The 19,154-nt window shown below is 40.8% G+C and carries 14 protein-coding genes; all 14 read left to right on the top strand.

Translation table 11 applies throughout. The features are described from left to right. Positions 1-134: 134 nt before the first annotated feature. The 14 genes from AC0YOD_RS09880 (at position 135) to AC0YOD_RS09945 (ending at position 19,044) form a co-directional block, all read left to right on the top strand. Complete coding sequence (locus AC0YOD_RS09880) at positions 135-1,547, top strand: aminotransferase-like domain-containing protein (protein WP_475799094.1); 1,413 nt, start codon at positions 135-137, stop codon at positions 1,545-1,547. Between the two features lie 302 nt (positions 1,548-1,849). Beyond that, positions 1,850-2,830, top strand: a complete 981-nt coding sequence (locus AC0YOD_RS09885; RefSeq protein ID WP_475799095.1) for a LacI family DNA-binding transcriptional regulator — start codon at positions 1,850-1,852, stop codon at positions 2,828-2,830. A 27-nt stretch (positions 2,831-2,857) separates the two neighbouring features. Beyond that, positions 2,858-3,742 carry a ribokinase gene (gene rbsK, locus AC0YOD_RS09890; RefSeq protein WP_475799341.1) on the top strand — a complete coding sequence of 295 codons (885 nt, stop codon included), beginning with the start codon at positions 2,858-2,860 and terminating at the stop codon, positions 3,740-3,742. A 2-nt stretch (positions 3,743-3,744) separates the two neighbouring features. After that, positions 3,745-4,146 carry a D-ribose pyranase gene (gene rbsD / locus AC0YOD_RS09895; RefSeq protein WP_475799096.1) on the top strand — a complete coding sequence of 134 codons (402 nt, stop codon included), beginning with the start codon at positions 3,745-3,747 and terminating at the stop codon, positions 4,144-4,146. Between the two features lie 14 nt (positions 4,147-4,160). Further along, positions 4,161-5,642: a sugar ABC transporter ATP-binding protein gene (locus tag AC0YOD_RS09900; protein WP_475799097.1), complete on the top strand. Its 1,482-nt coding sequence runs from the start codon at positions 4,161-4,163 to the stop codon at positions 5,640-5,642. Positions 5,643-5,644: 2 nt separating this feature from the next. Next, entirely contained in the window at positions 5,645-6,613 is a 969-nt protein-coding gene (locus tag AC0YOD_RS09905) for an ABC transporter permease subunit (protein ID WP_475799098.1), read from the top strand. A gap of 15 nt (positions 6,614-6,628) precedes the next feature. Next, entirely contained in the window at positions 6,629-7,546 is a 918-nt protein-coding gene (rbsB, locus tag AC0YOD_RS09910; protein ID WP_475799099.1) for a ribose ABC transporter substrate-binding protein RbsB, read from the top strand. 272 nt (positions 7,547-7,818) lie between these two features. Beyond that, the gene (locus tag AC0YOD_RS09915; RefSeq protein WP_475799100.1) at positions 7,819-8,592 is read left to right on the top strand and encodes a GntR family transcriptional regulator; all 774 of its coding nucleotides are present in this window, start codon (positions 7,819-7,821) and stop codon (positions 8,590-8,592) included. A 236-nt stretch (positions 8,593-8,828) separates the two neighbouring features. After that, positions 8,829-10,481: an extracellular solute-binding protein gene (locus AC0YOD_RS09920; RefSeq protein ID WP_475799101.1), complete on the top strand. Its 1,653-nt coding sequence runs from the start codon at positions 8,829-8,831 to the stop codon at positions 10,479-10,481. A 147-nt stretch (positions 10,482-10,628) separates the two neighbouring features. Further along, positions 10,629-11,564, top strand: coding sequence for an ABC transporter permease (locus AC0YOD_RS09925; protein WP_475799102.1), 936 nt, complete (start codon positions 10,629-10,631; stop codon positions 11,562-11,564). A gap of 16 nt (positions 11,565-11,580) precedes the next feature. Next, a complete protein-coding gene (locus AC0YOD_RS09930; RefSeq protein ID WP_475799103.1) occupies positions 11,581-12,477 on the top strand; it encodes a carbohydrate ABC transporter permease in 897 nt (298 codons plus the stop codon). A gap of 28 nt (positions 12,478-12,505) precedes the next feature. Continuing rightward, complete coding sequence (locus AC0YOD_RS09935) at positions 12,506-14,440, top strand: CehA/McbA family metallohydrolase (RefSeq protein WP_475799104.1); 1,935 nt, start codon at positions 12,506-12,508, stop codon at positions 14,438-14,440. A gap of 191 nt (positions 14,441-14,631) precedes the next feature. Further along, a complete protein-coding gene (locus tag AC0YOD_RS09940) occupies positions 14,632-18,291 on the top strand; it encodes a phosphodiester glycosidase family protein (protein WP_475799105.1) in 3,660 nt (1,219 codons plus the stop codon). 216 nt (positions 18,292-18,507) lie between these two features. After that, entirely contained in the window at positions 18,508-19,044 is a 537-nt protein-coding gene (locus tag AC0YOD_RS09945; RefSeq protein ID WP_475799106.1) for an MgtC/SapB family protein, read from the top strand. The last annotated feature ends 110 nt before the right edge of the window (positions 19,045-19,154 follow it).

The raw sequence follows: 19,154 nt of genomic DNA on the forward strand, positions 1-19,154 counted from the left end.
CATATCCCCTTTAGAAGTTGTTCGCTTATCATATAGGGGAAGGAACAGAACAGATTATATATAACAGAACAGATTGTAGGGGGAATCGTGTACAATAATGTAAATCGTTTATCTCGGAGAGGTGTTGAGGTCATATGAAAAAAAAGTCTGGAGTTGAACAAAGTCAACCATTGTTCCGGCAAGTGTATGAGTATGTCTTGAATCGTATGGAGCGGGGTGAATGGATAGCTCATGACAAATTGCCCTCGATTCGGCTGCTTGCAGAAGAAATTAACGTTCACCGGCTGACGGTATTTAAGGCATATAGAACGCTGACTGAGAATGGTAAAGTGTATGTAAAAGACAAATCTGGTTATTATGTGTCAGCTAATAGCGTGTTATCTGATAAGGTTGAAATCGGTACGGTTGTTTCCTCTTATTTACAATCCAATCAGCTTTCCGATATTCAACGAGTCCCAGCAAAATTCCAGTTCTCACAGGCATTGATTGATCCCAATCTACTGCCAAATGTATATCTATCGGATTATGTCAAAAAAGTGTTTGATATGTACCCTAAAGTCATGGGTACATATGCCACGGTACAGGGCGACGATGAGCTTCGGGAGTCATTGAGTCAACATTTCAAAGAGCGTCATCGGTTGCAGCTATCATCAAAGGAATTGCTGATCACTTCAGGTGCTCAACAGGCGATTAATCTGATCGCTAATATCATGCTTGGGCCTATGGACACGATTTTAATAGAACGACCGACATATAGTCCTGCGATGGATATTTTTCGGAGGCAAGGCGCTCGGCTTATTCCCGTTCAAATCTCGCCGGATGGTTATGACTTGGATGAAGTCGAAAATCTAATGCGCATGTATAAGCCTCGTATGTTCTATATGAATCCGACTCACCAAAATCCAACGGGATATACGGTTCCAGCATGGCAACGTAAATTATTAGTAGAATTGGCGGAACGGTACCGCTGTCTGTTAGTAGAAGATGATCCGTCCAGGGACATATATTACAACGAAAAGCCGCCCCTACCATTATTCGCTTATGACACGGAGGGCTGGGTGATCTATATTAGCAGTTTCAGTAAATATATTGCGCCAGGTCTGCGAATTTGTGCAGTAGCTTGTCGTTATCCATTCATGGAGCAGTTAATCAAGGCAAAATCATTGGCTGATAATGGAACGCCGCAACTCAATCAGAAGATATTTCTGCACTACTATTCCTCACCACGACTACAGAGGCATATTGAGAAGCTGCGCAGTGCTCTTCAGTTTCATAAAGAGATTATGGAGGAAGAACTTGCAAAGGCAGGTTGGGAGTGGACCTCTCCACAGGGTGGACTAAGCCTATGGGTTAAGGTGCCGGAGGATATCTCAGTAAATGCACTCATTAGTAAAAGTATAGAGGAATCCATCACATTTGTTCCAGGAGAGATCTTTGATCCACTTGGCGAGTTGAAGTCATGGATCCGTCTCAGTTTCTCTTTTTCAAATGAAGCCTTACTTCGTGAAGGAATGCAGCGTTTGACGGCATTGTCGCGGACTTTGTAATCCGAATGAAGGAAGTCAATTGGAATTTACTCAGAGAGCCTAAGCATGACGCAAGGGCTCTTTGTTAGAATTAATAATCAGGATATAAACTTAATGGTCATAAAGGCGTAATTAGAATTTTTTAATTTGAGCATTTTGACTTATAAAAAAGCGCTGTTTTGTTGAATAAAGGGTTAAACATTCGATATGGATCAAGGTTCTTTTGAACATAAACGTTCACAAACAGTTGTAATTCAAATAATTATATGATAATCTGTAAACGCAAACATGGAACCGGTTACACATGGGGGGATAATAATTCGATGATGACGATTAAAGATGTTGCAAAATTGGCTGGGGTTTCGGTGGCCACTGTTTCACGCGTTATAAATGAATCTGGCTATGTTAATGTAGATACCCGAAAAAAAGTCGAAGCAGCGGTTAAAGAAATGAATTATACCCCTAATGAAGTAGCTCGGTCGCTATACAAACGAAAATCTAAATTAATCGGGTTGCTATTACCTGACATTACAAATCCATTTTTTCCTCAGCTAGCGAGAGGGATTGAGGATCGGATGCAGGAGAATGGTTATCGAATCATATTTGGCAATAGTGATGAGAATGAAGAGAAGGAATTGGATTATATTCAAACCTTTGTCCAAAACAATGTCATTGGAGTCATATCATCCACCAATTTTCCTGACAGTGATACGTATCAGAATTTGAAAATTCCAATTGTATTTTTGGACCGTACATCTAATGATAATCCTTCCGTATATGCAGATGGCAGAAAAGGCGGTCGCCTTGCTGCTCAAGAAATCATTGCACGAGGAAGCAAACGGATTACAATCATACAAGGTCCAGCACATATCAAACCAGCACAAGATCGTTTTCAAGGTGCAATTGAGGCTCTTGATGAGTTAGGAATAACTTATAATGTTATCCAGACTTCTTCCTTCTCCTATACGGAAGCGGGACAATGGGCCAAGGAGTTATTTGATAAATATATGGATACGGATGGTGTCATAGCCAGTAATGATATCGTTGCGACGGCTGTACTGCATGAAGCACATCGTTTAGGTAAAATAGTGCCGCAGGATGTTCAAATCATTGGATTTGATGATATCCCGTTTAGTGGTTTATTATCACCTTCATTATCCACGATCCGCCAACCTGCGGGTGAAATGGGTAGAGAAGCAGCTGGTTTACTTATTAAGCTTATTGAACAAGATAAGGTAGAAGATAAGATTATTCAATTACCTGTTAGCTTCGTAGAGCGGGAAACAACTAGAAGAAAGCAATAGACAAATGCATGCGAAAGGTTGATGAATATGAAGAGTGCTAAGATTGGTGTAATTGGAAGTAGTTCAATGGATTTGGTGGTGACCTCATCCAAGCGGCCTCACGCTGGTGAGACCGTTCTTGGAGATCGCTTCACAACTGTCCCAGGAGGAAAAGGCGCGAATCAAGCCGTTGCAGCTGCGCGTCTAGGAGCTGAAGTTACGATGGTTGGTTGCATAGGAGATGATTTCTATGGACAAGCTATCATGGATAATTTTAAAAGAAATCAGGTTCTTGTAACTAATGTGGAACCGGTTACAGGTATTGAAAGCGGGACAGCTCATATTATTTTGGCTGAAGGTGATAATAGTATTATCGTTGTTAAAGGTGCCAATGATCATGTTACTCCTGCTTTTGTTGAAAAGGCGCTGGATGCCATTCGCAGTGCTGATATGATACTTGTTCAACAAGAAATACCAGAAGAAACAGTCGCTTATGTAAGTGAAATTTGCCATAAATACAATGTCCCCCTTTTGCTTAATCCGGCGCCTGCTCGTTCTATTAGTGAATCGATTATTGAAAATGCCACCTACTTAACGCCGAATGAACATGAATGTACGATTTTATTCCCTGGGATGAGTACTTCTGAAGCGTTACGGAAATATCCCAATAAGCTATTTATTACTGAAGGCAGTAATGGCGTGCGATATTTCGATGGAGATCAAGAAGTGCTGGTACCGACTTATAAAGTGAATGCTATAGATACAACGGGAGCGGGAGATACTTTCAATGCAGCCTTTGCCGTTGCTCTAGCTGAAGGTCATTCCTTACAAGCTAGTGTGAAGTTTGCTAATCGAGCGGCTTCATTATCTGTTACAAAATTCGGTGCTCAAGGCGGAATGCCTACAAGAGCAGAGGTTGAGGAGAACCTTTAATTATGAAGAAACACGGGATATTAAATAGTCATATTTCAAAAATTCTTGCCGACTTAGGACACACGGACACGATTGTTATTGCAGATGTGGGGCTTCCTATCCCATCAGGAATTCCAAAGATTGATCTAGCTCTGAAGCTTGGCATCCCAAGCTTCCAAGATGTCGTAGATATCATTTCAGAGGATATGGTCATTGAAAAACTGATTGTGGCAGAGGAATTAGCTTCGAATAATAAAGTAACCTCACAATACTTAAATGATAAGTTTAAGGAAATACCTATAGAATCGTGTTCACATGAGCAGTTTAAGCTACTAACCCAGAATGCCAAGGTCATTATTCGTACTGGCGAGGCTAAACCTTATGCGAATTGCATTTTACAAGCCGGTGTCAATTTTGGAGAATAGGGGGTTCTAAGAATATGAACATAACAATGAGAGATATTTATAAATCATTTGGTGCTAACCGTGTATTAACGGGTGTGGATTTCGATCTTCTGGAAGGTGAAGTCCATGCTCTTATGGGTGAGAATGGCGCAGGTAAGTCTACTATGATGAATATTTTGATTGGTCTACACCAGCGTGATAAAGGAACCATTACGATAGATGGTCAGGAAACATACTTTGCAAATCCCAAAGAGGCAGAAAAGTTTGGAATAGCTTTTATCCATCAAGAGTTGAATGTGTGGCCGGATATGACTGTTCTTGACAACCTCTTCATAGGGAAAGAACGAACCTCTAAGTTTGGCTTGCTGAATAGAAACGAGATGAAAGCGTTAGCAAATGAACAGTTCCGAAAGCTATCTGTCACGATCCCACTGAACCAAGAGGCGGGAGAATGTTCAGTAGGTGAGAAGCAGATGATTGAGATTGCAAAAGCACTCATGACACATGCTAAAGTTATCGTCATGGACGAGCCTACAGCTGCATTAACAGAGCGAGAAATACAGAAGCTATTCGAAGTTATCGCATCCTTGAAGAAAGAAGGAGTCTCTATTGTCTATATATCGCATCGGATGGAAGAGATTTTTGCGATATGTGATCGAATAACCGTCATGCGTGATGGCAAGACAGTAGATACGAAGGCAATTCCGGATACTAACTTCGACGATGTCGTTAGAAAAATGGTTGGGCGAGAATTAACAGACCGGTTTCCAGAGCGTAAATCGACACCAGGTGATGTTGTGCTTGAAGTGAAGAATGCTTCTAAAAAGGGTCAATTTAAAGAGGTTAATTTCTCTGTACGATCGGGTGAAATCATTGGATTCTCAGGCTTAATGGGATCTGGACGTACAGAAATGATGAGAACATTATTTGGACTTGACTCATTGGATCAAGGTGAGATCTGGGTAAAAGGCAAAAAGGTTGCCATTCGTAATCCCAATGATGCTATGAAGGCGGGTATAGGATTCGTTACGGAGGATCGTAAAGATGAAGGATTGGTTCTTGATTTCTCTATTCGAGACAATATGGTACTTACGAACTTATATAGCTTTGCACCTAAAGGCGTAATCAATGAGAAGAAAGAACAAGAATTCGTGGATATTCTGATTAAACGGCTGCAGATCAAGACACTGTCTTCATCCACATTAGTCCGTAATTTATCTGGCGGTAATCAACAAAAAGTGGTTATCGCGAAATGGATTGGGATTGGCCTAAGTGTACTTATCTTAGATGAGCCAACACGTGGAGTCGATGTAGGAGCTAAGCGTGAAATATATCAGCTGATGAATGAATTAACAGAGCGGGGAGTCGCAATCATTATGGTATCCTCAGAGCTTCCTGAAGTATTAGGCATGAGTGACCGAATTATTGTTGTTCATGAAGGGAAAATCAGTGGAGAACTATCACAACAGGAAGCGACGCAAGAAAACATCATGACGTTAGCTACAGGGGGGCAATAGTAATGACAACGATAAAAGACGAAAATGTAAAAAAGGGCTTGCAGGTTGGGCAATTCACTCAGAAGCTAGGTCCATTACTAGGGCTAATCATCCTTATTATTATCGTAACCGTGCTAAATCCAAGCTTTTTGGAGCCGCTAAATATTCTAAACTTGCTTAGACAAGTGGCCATTAATGCGCTTATCGCTTTTGGTATGACCTTTGTCATTCTGACAGGCGGGATCGATTTATCGGTTGGTTCTATACTTGCTCTATCGAGTGCCATCACCGCAAACCTGATGATTTCAGGATTGGACCCCATTTTAGCCATTATTGTGGGCTGTCTACTAGGTGGTGTAATGGGTATGATCAACGGACTTATGATTACAAAGGGTCGAATGGCTCCATTTATCGCTACATTAGCGACCATGACTATTTTCCGAGGATTAACGCTTGTATACACGAATGGTAATCCGATTACAGGTCTTGGAGACAGCATGATGTTCCAACTGTTCGGTAGAGGTTATTTCCTAGGTATTCCTGTTCCTGCTATTACGATGATTATCGTCTTCGCTGTCTTGTGGACTGTACTTCACAAAACACCGTTCGGTCGTAAAACGTATGCAATAGGTGGTAATGAGAAAGCATCGATTATTTCAGGTATCAAAGTAGATCGTATTAAAATTTTGATTTATTCGTTAATTGGTATGCTATCCGCATTAGCGGGTGCAATCTTGACGTCAAGATTGAACTCAGCGCAACCAACGGCGGGTACCTCTTACGAGTTAGATGCCATTGCGGCAGTTGTATTAGGCGGTACTAGCTTAACAGGCGGTCGCGGACGTATTGTAGGAACTTTAATTGGTGCTCTTATTATTGGGATTTTGAACAATGGCTTGAACTTGCTCGGCGTATCTTCTTTTTACCAGATGGTTGTAAAAGGGATTGTAATTGCAATTGCTGTACTCATAGACCGCAAGAAAGCTGCATAAGAGGGGGATTCTCACATGAAAAAAATAACATTAATTCTTACTTCCTTACTATTCGTATTCATGACAGGCTGTTCATTAGAGCCTCCAGATTGGGCGAAACCGAATAGCGGAGGTAAAGCTGGGAATATAAAAATTGGATTATCTATATCTACTTTGAACAATCCTTTCTTTGTATCTGTCAAAGATGGTGTTCTGGCAGAGGCGAAGAAGCAAGGGATGGAAGTGCTTGTTATCGATGCGCAGAATGACTCAGCTAAGCAAAGCAATGACGTAGAAGATTTAATGCAAAAAGGGGTTAATGCGCTGTTAATCAATCCAGTTGATTCATCTGCGATCTCTACCGTCGTTCAGACGGCCAATAGCTTAGCTATTCCAGTCATTACGTTGGACCGTTCCGCTGACAAAGGGGAAATCCAAGCACTTGTAGCCTCGGACAATGTCAAAGGTGGATCTATGGCAGCGGAGTATATCGTAGAGAAGCTCGGAAAAGGTGCAAAGGTCATTGAGCTAGAAGGATCACCTGGAGCATCGGCAACTCGCGAACGCGGTAAGGGATTCCATGAAATCGCCGATACGCAGCTTAAAGTCGTTGCGAAGCAAACGGCAGATTTTGACCGTACAAAAGGATTGACCGTGATGGAGAATCTTCTGCAAGGAAATCCCGGTGTACAAGCTGTCTTCGCTCATAATGATGAAATGGCTTTAGGTGCAATTGAAGCGATTCAAAGCTCTGGTAAAAATATACCGATTATCGGATTTGACGGAAATGAAGATGCTCTTAAATCCATTCAAGCGGGTAAACTAACAGGCACAATTGCCCAGCAGCCTGATTTGATTGGACAGCTCGCTGTGGGAGCTGCCAAGGATGTTTTAGATGGGAAAACGGTAGAGAAACTGATTGCTGCCCCGCTTAAACTGGTTGTGAAAGAGTAAAGGAAATTGATCTGAAAAGAATATGGGATCATCAATGCACTGCTATCACCCTAGAGGGAATAGCAGTGTTTTTCGTTTTTGGAGATATCAATAAAGTGGGGTCATGGAACATCCATTAGTTTTACAAAATGTTATGAATCAATAATCGTGGAAATGATTGACAACATCATTATTATATTATAATGTTATAACCAGTTAGGAGCAGGTTAACTTTACTCAAATATGAAAGGATAATAAAATACCAGAAATCATAATTTCATGGAGGAATCGTTATGTTGGATGATACATTGCCAGTGACATTACAATATCAATTACGAAGTAAATTGAGTGAAAAAATTGAGAAAAGATTTTGGTCCCCTGGTTCTCAGATTCCTAGCGAACGAGAACTATGTGATGAATATGGGGTCAGTCGAATCACAGTAAGGGAAGTACTTAAGGAATTGGTCCAAGAGGGCTACTTGGTTCGGAAGCAAGGAAAAGGAACGTTTGTATCCTTGCCTAAGTTCGAACATGAGCTTACAAGCTCTTACAGTCTATCTCAAGAGATCGAAAAAGAAGGGTTATATTCTGATTTCAAAATTCTTGGATTCAAAAAATGCGATGCAACAAGCTTTCTACAGCAATTATTCGGCTTGTCCGCGAATGAGAGTCTGTATGAAATAACACGTCTTCGATTCATTGGTGATGAGCTGTTTGCATGGGAGAGAGCCTACACCCCTTGTTCTCTAATGGAAGGAGCAGATGAAGAACAATTGCAAAAGGAAGGTTTGTACTTCACTATCTTTAGTTGCTCGGGGTTAATGGCTGAAGAAGCCGAGGTAGAAGCCGTGGCTGTGAATTGTCCAGCTGAAATCGCAGAATTGCTTCAGATTAAGAAAAACACTGCTGTATTGCATCTGACTCGAATGACGACTGGGCAAAATCGTTGTATCGAATATTGCGAAAGTTATATCCGGAGTGAGAAGTACAAATACAAGTATAAGCAGGTTTTAAGGAAAAAAGCATTTTATGACGGAACGTACACAGAGAATACAGACCAACAATAGAAATAGTTAAGCATGACCCTATTTCAATACCAATGATGATAAAATCCGATCTTTCAAAAAATGTCGATCGATCGGATTTATTAATAAATAGTAACTCGGACAAAACCGAGGTTAAGGGGGACTTATAAAGCCTATAAGTATGCCGGCTTAAATGATTTAATATCAGAAAATTCAGTCTATTCGGAAAAGATCAATTCAATTAGGGGCGAACTACTATTTTATGAGGAGGAATTTTTTTGAAAAAAATATTATCAGGTACTGCACTCATTGCATCGATGCTGACGGTTGCTATGCTTTCTGCTTGTAGTGGCAATAATTCACCATCCAATGAAACGAATAAATCGACTTCTAAGCCCGAAACTGAAAATGTTGTTCCAAGCTACTTAAATGAAACCGCATTTCCCATTGTAAATGAGCCGATAAAGCTATCTGCTATGGTCTTGCTAAGCCCAGTCCAGCCAACGGAATGGAATGATATTTTGATATGGAAGGAATACGAGAAGAAGACCGGTATTCACATCGAATGGGATGAATATACCTCGGCAGATATAACAGAAAAGAGAAATTTAGCTCTTGCCAGTGATCAACTTCCAGACATCTTCTTCCGAACAAAAATGCCGGATAGCGATGTTGATAAATACGGAGCAGAAGGCTCGTTCATCAAATTGAATGATCTTATCGATAAATACGCGCCGAATTTCAAAGCAATCATGGAAAAGTATCCCGATGTCAAAAAGGGTGTAGCGACAGCGGATGGCAGCATCTATGCATTGCCGAATCTTACCGATTCACCGAGCATTGAAATTACTAAGAAGTTGTTTCTCAATCAAGAATGGTTGAAGCATACAGGAAAGCAAATGCCAAAAACGACAGATGAGTTGTATGACGTATTAAAGGCATTCCGAAATGATGATCCAAATGGCAATGGAATTCAGGATGAAATCCCGTTGGCTGCTGATTCGCTCGAAGAGATCATGTTGGTGCTCAGAGGTGCCTATGGACTAGGTAATAAAGGAACAGGAAATGGCAACTGGGATAGTGATACTGAATCAGGAAAGATGCGCTTCTTCCCTACGAGTGAAGGTTACAAAGAGCTGTTGGTTTATTTAAATAAGCTATATGCAGAAAAATTAATTGATCAGGAAATCTTTACGAACAAGGGAACTGAGGTCCTTGCGAAGAATGAGCAAAATCTAATTGGCAGCTTCTCCTTTGGGAATATTGTTGCAAGAGCAAATTCAAATGCAGATAGTTATGTTGGGTTAGATACGGCACTTTCGGGCCCGAATGGTGATCAACTTTATACGAGTGCTCGAGGTCATATCGGTTCAAGAGGCGCGTTCATGATTAGCAAAACAAATAAATATCCTGAAGCAACGATGCGTTGGATCGATCACTTATACAGTGAAGAAGGAATCAGGATGCTGTACTTAGGAATGGAAGGTGTAACCTATCAAAAGGATGACAAAGGAAACTATGATTTTATTCCTGAGATTATCAATAATATACCTGAGGGTTCATCCTTTGATCAGGTCGTTTCAAAGTATGTGCCTTACGCGGGCGGCTCCTTGCCTACGCTAATTCTTGAAGATTATTTCAAAGGCGGCGAAACGCAACCGTCAGCCAAAACCGCAGCAGAAAACTTGAGACCATCTCTACCTGAGGAGCTTTGGGCACCCTTCAGCTTTACGACTGACGAATCAGAGGAGAAGCAGTCGCTGGAAGCGGACATTTACGGTTTGGTTAACCAACGCACCGCAGAATTCGTGCAAGGTAAAGTACCTCTCGATGAGTTTGACAAATATGTAGCGCAACTGGAGAAAATGGGTCTTAGCAGATTGCAGAGTATTTATGATACTGCATATGCTCGATACACAAAGAACGAATAGCTTCGTGTTTCCGTGAGTAATAGCTTTAATAGGGTGTGAAGCTGCCAGAAGAGGAAGGTTCTTCTCTGGGGCTTCACATCTCTATACACTTTCGATGCGATCTCAGTGCTTGATTTGTATCCGTTTATTTGACGAAGGGGTGTTGTTATGACATCAGGATCGGAGAGAGGAGTTTTCAAAGCTGTGTTGCCTCGCTCTATACGTAAAAATTGGGATTTGTATCTGCTTGTTTTGCCGGTAGTCCTATATTTTCTGCTCATTAAGTATTTGCCCATGTATGGCATCCAGATTGCATTCAAGGATTTTTCAGCTTCGAAAGGGATTTGGGGCAGTGATTGGGTTGGGCTGAAGCATTTCATTCGCTTTTTTAATAACTATCAATTTTGGACATTAATCAAGAATACTTTAGGAATTAGCATTTTTCAAATTCTTATTGCATTTCCTACACCAATTTTGTTTGCTTTGCTTGTTAATGAGGTACGCAGCAAATGGTTCAAGAAAAGCATACAGTCGATTACCTTTATGCCGCATTTCCTTTCAACGGTCGTATTGGTCGGTATGGTGATGGCTTTTCTCTCACCTTCGACAGGCTTGGTTAACAATGTGATCCGTCTGTTTGGCGGAGATCCCATCTATTTCATGACAGAACCAGGGATGTTCAAGTCCATTTTTGTTTTCTCTGATATATGGCAAAACATGGGCTTTAGTTCTGTGCTTTACATCGCAGTCCTTGCTGGCATTGATAAGTCACTTTATGAGGCGGCAATGATTGATGGTGCAAACAAACTAAAACGCCTGATTCATATTACAATCCCAAGTTTGATTCCGACTGCCATCATCATGCTAATTTTTCAATTTGGCTCCATAATGGACGTCGGTTTCGAAAAGATATACCTTATGCAGAATGAGCTAAATCGTACCTCATCAACCGTCATTTCAACCTATGTGTATGAGGTAGGTCTTCTTGGATCGCAGTTTAGCTTTTCTGCTGCAGTAGGACTATTCAACTCGGCAATTAACTTCTTCTTAATTATTATTGTGAACAGAATTGCCAAAAGGGTCAGCGGCACCAGTTTGTGGTGATGGAGGAATCATAAAAATGGAACATGCAAAAACAACTAGTTTGGGAGATCGGATATTTGATATCACGATTTATATGATTCTCACAATTATTATGATCGTGACGCTTTATCCTCTGCTGTATATTGTTAGCGCATCCCTTAGTGATCCTCTTTCCATCGTAAAGGGAGAGCTTTGGTTGCTGCCGAAAAATATTACTTTGAACGCGTATCGAAAGGTTTTTCAAAACCCTGATATTTTGATAGGCTATCGAAATTCAATAATCTACTTGGTTATTGGAACGACGATTAACATTGTCATGACGACGATGGGTGCTTATGCGTTATCTCGGAAGGATTTTGTAGGTCGCCATGTATTAGTATTATTATTCACGTTCACTTTGCTCTTTAATGGCGGTCTCATTCCTACCTATCTGGTGTACAAAAATATGCTTGGTCTGTATAACAATTTATGGGTTATGGTGATTCCGAGCGCAATTAGTGTATGGAATTTGATCATCATGCGGACCTATTTTCAGACCTCCATTCCATATGAATTGCAAGAGGCAGCTTTCATTGACGGTTGCAGCAATATCAAAACATTAACTAGAGTGGTTCTACCACTGTCTATGCCGATTGTTGCTGTTATGACTATGTATTATGGTGTCGCACATTGGAACTCATATTTTAATGCGTTGATTTACCTGCATGATGACTGGCGTTTGCCGCTTCAAATGGTCATACGAAGCATTTTGATTCAAGAGGACATGAATGCTATGGCTGGTGGAGAAGGTGAGAGTATAGTGGAACAACTGTTATTGGCTGAGGGGATGAAATATGCAGTTATTGTAGTTTCGAGCATTCCTATGCTGCTGTTGTATCCTTTGGTCCAAAAGCATTTTGTTAAAGGCGTTATGATGGGAGCGGTTAAGGGCTAAGACTGTACTTCTGAAAGGGTGAAGAAAGATGATTGAAAACAATCAGAAAGAAAATATAAATCAAGTCGTGTTATTGAGCAAAGGTAAAGTGGCTACCGCAGAGAATCAAATTGTTGGTTTCGAAGCGGAAAAAGCGATCGATGGACAGGTTGATACATGCTGGGCAGGTGCACCTTACTATATTTGGTGGAAGCTAGATTTGAAAAGTATTTGTCAGATTGAGCAAATTAGAATTTGCTTGGATTCCAATTTAGAGGAGTATTCGCACTATTTCATTGAATACAGTAAAGACAATCTTAACTGGGAAACGACTGTAGATAAAAAAGATAATACTCCGTTGAAGGTCGATGGGGAGCAATATGATGTGTCATTTATAGCTCGTTATATAAGAGTGACAGTTACTTATTGCTCATCAGGAGAGACCGCAAAAATTCGTGATTTTAAAGTATTTGGTCATGAACGGACTTCACTAGAAAGAAGCGGGGCTAACAAGGTATCGCCGCTTAAATTTCATGTGAGATCGTATGACCATGCATATGGATTTAAGGAGATGGAAGTTGATGATATTGAGACAGGCGAGCTAGATCAAGTATTAGTAAGTGGAGATATCGGCAGTTATCTTGTTTACAGAGATGTAGATTTCACAGAAGCAGGAGTGGACCAACTGCGTGGGCAATTCGGATTCACGGATCCGGATAAAGGCAAACGAATCACCTTGGAAGTTAGACTAAATGATCTTCACGGAGAAAAAATAGGGGAGATCATTTTATTTAAACAATGGAAACGATGGTCGATCTTAGCTTGCAATTTGGAGCATGAGAATCCTTCCCTGTTAACAGGTGTTCATGACGTTTATCTTGTGATTTCAGATGCTGCAATGCCTCAGCGCTTGATGATACATTGGCTGGCGTTTGTCAAAAAATCACCATTGCCAGTGCCAAATCCTCGTTCAGGTGCTTTACCGGCTCCAATCGACAATGACTATCAAATCTATTTCGGGAATTTGCATAGCCATACCGGATTTTCAGATGGTATAGGGGTTCCTGAATATGCGTTTGATTACGCAAGATATACGGCTGGTCTTGATTTTCTAGCTATAACGGAGCACAGCAATCTCTATGACCATTATCTAGACTGGGATAAAAGCCGCAAATGGGTGGACATCCAGCAGATGGCCGATAAGAAAACCGAGGACGGTGCTTTCCTTGCCTTATTTGGTGCCGAAACGACTTGGTACAATCAATTCGGTCATATGAATACGTATAACATGGACTTTTTTATAAATGCGTATGAAACCCAATATAACGATATCCCAAAATACTATGAAACGCTCAAGAAGTATCCCGATTCCATCCAACAATGGAATCATCCGTGGTCTTGCGGCAATCGTCATTTGGATGGATTTGATCCTTATGATGCAGAGCTGGATGAAGTGATGCATATGATAGAAATCAATACAATAGAATCGAAGGAACTAGGCGGGCTCTATTACTATGTTATGGCACTAGATAAGGGATGGCATGTATCTCCGGTAGGCAGCCAGGATAATCATCATGGACAATGGGGAACGGAAAACACACTTCGGACAGGAATATTAGTGGACAAACTGACAAGAGAGCACTTCTTCGATGCAGTCAGACATCAACGTGTCTACTTTACGTCTGCTCTTCATTTGAAGGTTTGGTTCAAGTTGAATGGTGCAATTATGGGTTCGAGGATTAAACGATCCGATACTCTCCATTTCGATATTAAAGCTTTGTACGGTGTGGATACGGGTAGCCGAATCATCAAAGCGGAGATCATAGGTGAGCATGGACATGTGCTTCATTCGATTGAGCATGACGGCAAGGAGTTGGATTATAAAGTTTCATTGCCATGCCAAAATCGCTATTATTTTGTAAAGATATATCAGGAGGATGGCGAGTTTGCGGCAACTTCCCCAGTTTGGATTGATATGGAATAAGTTAGGTTCTTACTAATAATCAGTTGTCACAAAAAGCGCACTTCGCAAAGGCTTCCTCATGCTGACCAAGAGACGGTTGGATGGACATTCGCTATACAAATTATCGGATGCACAGGGATATGAGACTTTGTAGAGGTGCGCTTTTCTGTTTAATCTCATTAAAAATGAACTATTAATCAGGAGGGAAAAATATGAATCTATCAAAAAGAATGGCTCATTTATTCCTATCTTTTATCTTAATCATGTCTATGAGCTTAACTTTCTATGTTCCAAATGAAGTGTTTGCAGATGCTGTTATACCAATTAGCAGTTCGGGAGATTTGGAACAAATTCGCAGCAATCCAACCGGGAAATTTAAGCTGACAGCTGATATTGAGCTATCGGGAGAATTTGTGCCAATCAGTTCTTTTACTGGATCTTTAGATGGAAACGGGCATATCATATCCGGGCTGGCTATCACTGCAAATGCGAATCAGCCTAAAGCAGCCTTTATTGTCGAAAATCGAGGAACCATTCAAAGCTTAGGACTTGTGGATGTGGACATTAGAGGCATCAGTACAAATTCCGGGTTCTGGGCAAGCGGGATGGTTGCTACGAATAAAGGGACGATACAGGAAAGCTTTGTTACCGGATCTATTGTCGGCGGTTATCGAAGCGCAGGTATTGCAGTTAGCAATTATAATGTGATTAAAAATTCTTATTCGGTTAGTACAGTTAGTGCCAAAGTGGAAAGCGGAGCCTTGGTTGCGGTATCGGAGAGCGGTTCGGTGCTTGAAGCATCCTATGCGGTTCCCAGCATAAATTCAGAACTGAATAATACAGGCGGTATTTCTGCTTATGCATTTACGAATGCGATCATTAAAGACAATGCGTTGTTGGCAGGTACGATAACGAATGGCAGCAATAGCAATATAGGCAGGATAACAGGTCGATTAAACGGAACCCCAACTCTGCTTAACAATATTTCCTCCACTAATGCGCTTGTACAGGGTCTTGTTGCAAGCGGTGGAACATCTAGCAATAAACAAGGATTGTCCGTGACAGATCATGCTTTGACCTTGCAAACGACCTACGAAGATGTTTTAGGTTGGGATTTTAACGCTGTATGGGAAATGAGTTCTGTATTAGATCGGCCAATTCTTAGAAATGTGCAAGAAAGCAAGGATATCGAGATTGCGACAGCAGCGGATTTGGAGCTCATTCGCAGCAACCCGTCTGGTGATTTTAAACTGACCGCTGATATTGAACTTCTCGGAGAGATTGTGCCAATCAGTACTTTTAGCGGGACATTGGATGGGAATGGTCATATCATTTCTGGTCTGACAATCACTGCGAATTCGAGTCAACCCAAGGCAGCCTTTATAGTCGAAAATCAGGGGATCATTGAAAGAGTTGGATTTATTGATGTAGACATTACGGGTATTGGTACGAACTCCAGCTTCTGGGCAAGCGGAATTGTCGGAACCAATAGAGGGACGATACAGGAGAGCTTTGTTACCGGATCAGTAATCGGAGGCTATCGAAGTGCAGGTATTGCCGTAAACAATTATAGCATAATCAAAAACTCATATTCGCTTAGTACAGTGAGCGGCAAAGTAGAAAGCGGAGCCTTGGTTGCGGTATCGGAAAGCGGTTCTATACTTGAATCTTCCTACGCACTGCCGAATGTTCATTCCGAACAGAATAATACGGGCGGTATTTCAGCATATGCCTATACGAATGCGGTTATTAAGAACAATGCAGTATTGTCCGGAACGATTACAAATGGAAGCAACAGCAACATAGCTAGAATAACAGGACGATCAAACGGCACTCCAACCTTTCAAAACAATATTGCCTCAATAAATGCTCTTGTGCAGGGATTGGTTGTTACTGGCGGAACCTCTGGTAATAATCAGGGATTGTCCGTTACAGATCATGCATTGACCTTGCAATCAACCTACGAAGATATATTAGGTTGGGATTTTTATACGGTATGGGAAATGAGCTCCGTTTTGGACCGGCCGATTCTTAGAAACGTGCAGGAGAGCAAGGATATCGCGATTGCGACAGCAGCCGACTTAGAACTTATTAGAAGCAACCCATCCGGAGATTTTAAGCTGACAGCAGATATAGAGGTAACAGGTGAATTCATTCCCATCAGTTCTTTTAGCGGAACATTAGATGGGAATGGATATATCATTTCCGGGCTGACGATTACAGCGAATGCGAATCAGCCTAAGGCAGCTTTTATCATTGAAAATCATGGGATTATTGAAAGAATTGGTTTTTTTGATGTAGACATTATTGGCATCAGTACAAATTCTAATTACTGGGCAAGCGGAATTGTAGCTACGAATAGAGGAATGATTCAAGGAAGTTTTGTTAGCGGCTCAGTAGTCGGCGGCTACCGAAGCGCAGGTATTGCCGTACAAAATTACAATGTTATCAGAAATGTATACTCTGACACTAGCGTAAAAGCAAAAGTAGAAAGTGGAGCATTGGTTGCGGTATCGGAAAGCGGATCGGTGCTTGAAACATCCTATGCTGTTCCAAACGTGTATTCAGAACTGAATAATACAGGCGGTATATCTGCATATGCCTATACGAATGCAGTCATTAAGAACAATGCATTGATGGCGGGAACAATTACTAATGGGAGCAACAGCAATATAGCAAGAATCACAGGGCGGTTAAATGGTTCACCAATATTCCAAAACAATATTGCATCAACCAATGCGCTTGTGCAAGGTTTGGTTGTGACTGGTGGAACGTCTAACAATAATCAGGGATTTTCTGTTACTGACAATGAATTGAGCTTACAGACAACCTATGAAGATAGTTTAGGATGGAATTTCGATAAGGTTTGGAATATTGACTTTAGGCTGGGCCGTCCTGTTTTACAATATTTCAAAGACCTTCCTGTAACCGAACAAAACCCAATCATATTAAGAGTTCTAAGGGATGAAACGGTTGAACTCTCAAGTGGTGTTTTGCACAGACAGATGGACTTTGTAGATATTAACGGCAACATTCAGAAGGCAAATATTATCGATGTAAATATTAATTTACCTCAGAATTCAATAATTGTAGGCACGAAAAACAACCAGATTCCTCCGACAGATGCTAATGGCAATTATTTTCGCATAGTGGACAGTGAAGGTCATGATAGCATGAAAGCAAATGTCGCAGAACAAGCAGCAACCACAGATATGTTAGGAAAAACAGTTATTGCTGGCGTTAATGGAGAGTTCTATACGGAACAGGGACCAGAAGGCAATATGATAAAAGATGGCTCTTCCATAATAAACGGTGTTCGTGTACCTGGCGTCGATGGGAAAAATTATCCTTTCCACGGATTCTTCGGAATTAAAACAGATGGGACTGCGATTATTGGAGACTATGGAGCAGATTGGCAACAAGAAAAGGGAAATTTATTCCAAGCATCCGGCGGACAGTTTTGGATGGTGAAGGATGGTGTGGTTCAAGATTTTCACGGTCAAGTGATCTCTGCGACTAATCATCCGGATTATGATGAGCAAACGTATTACCGGCATAATGACCGACACCCAAGAACAGCAGTGGGTATCCGAAGTGACGGTACAGTATTTTTTGTTGTAATAGATGGCCGCGGTGCTAACAATTCTACAGGTTTTTACATTGAGGAACTGGGGCTCTATATGAAGGAATTAGGCGCATATCAAGCATTGAACATGGATGGTGGAGGATCCTCCACGGCAGTCACGTTAAATAATGTGCTTGATCAATACGAGATCAAAAACACACCGATCAATAAAGTGAACGGGGTTAATACGCCAGGGGCTCCGAGAGACGTGTTTTCTTCCCTTTTAGTAGTGGTAGATCAGCCATAGTGTGCAGCTTCATATTTATAGCGATTTAATTTAGCACAAATTATTAAATTAACTTAAAACTTAATAGATCGGAGCTAAATCCGTCATTCGTTTAAGCGGCTATACAGATGCTTTTAAGCTGTATAGCCAAACTGAATGAAGGATTTTTCTATGATTAAGGTTCATGCGATAAGCGGCATACAAGCAATAAGGGGAATAATTAAGGAGATGGTTTTGATGAATACTTTAAATATTTGGTTTGAAGTGAATATTATTAATCATTTTTCACAGTATTATGAAATTTATATTCGGATAACGCTTAGTGCTTTTCTGGGATTTATTATCGGTTGGGATCGGGAATCCAAAAATAAACCTGCTGGTTTAAAAACTTACATGTATGTGTGTGTGGCAAGCGCATTAATAACTTTAATTTCAATTTATAGTGTCGAGAAATTTAGTGCAGTGAATAAGAATACAATGATGGATCCGATGCGTCTAGCTGCTCAAATCGTAACTGGACTTGGTTTTTTGGGTGCAGGTGTTATTCTTAAAGATGGTTTGAAAGTTAAAGGACTAACATCCGCAGCCATGATTCTTTTTGTTGGTGGAGTGGGAATAGGTATTGGTGCAGGTTTTTATAGCTTTGTTATATTCGGAGTAGTACTCTGCATGGGCTTAGCAAGAGTTGCTAATCTAATTGAAAAGCAAAAGTATCAAAAAGTGGAATTTATTACTAAAAATAGAAATACGGATGTCCAAGAGCTTACCGAATAATTATTTTTATTATTAAAAACTGCTATCCCTTTAGGGGATAGCAGTTTTTTTGAATATACCAACACCAAACAAAGTATTTATTAAATCCCATTTATGTTTATTTGCAATTC

The organism is Paenibacillus sp. J31P13 (genome assembly GCF_056269295.1).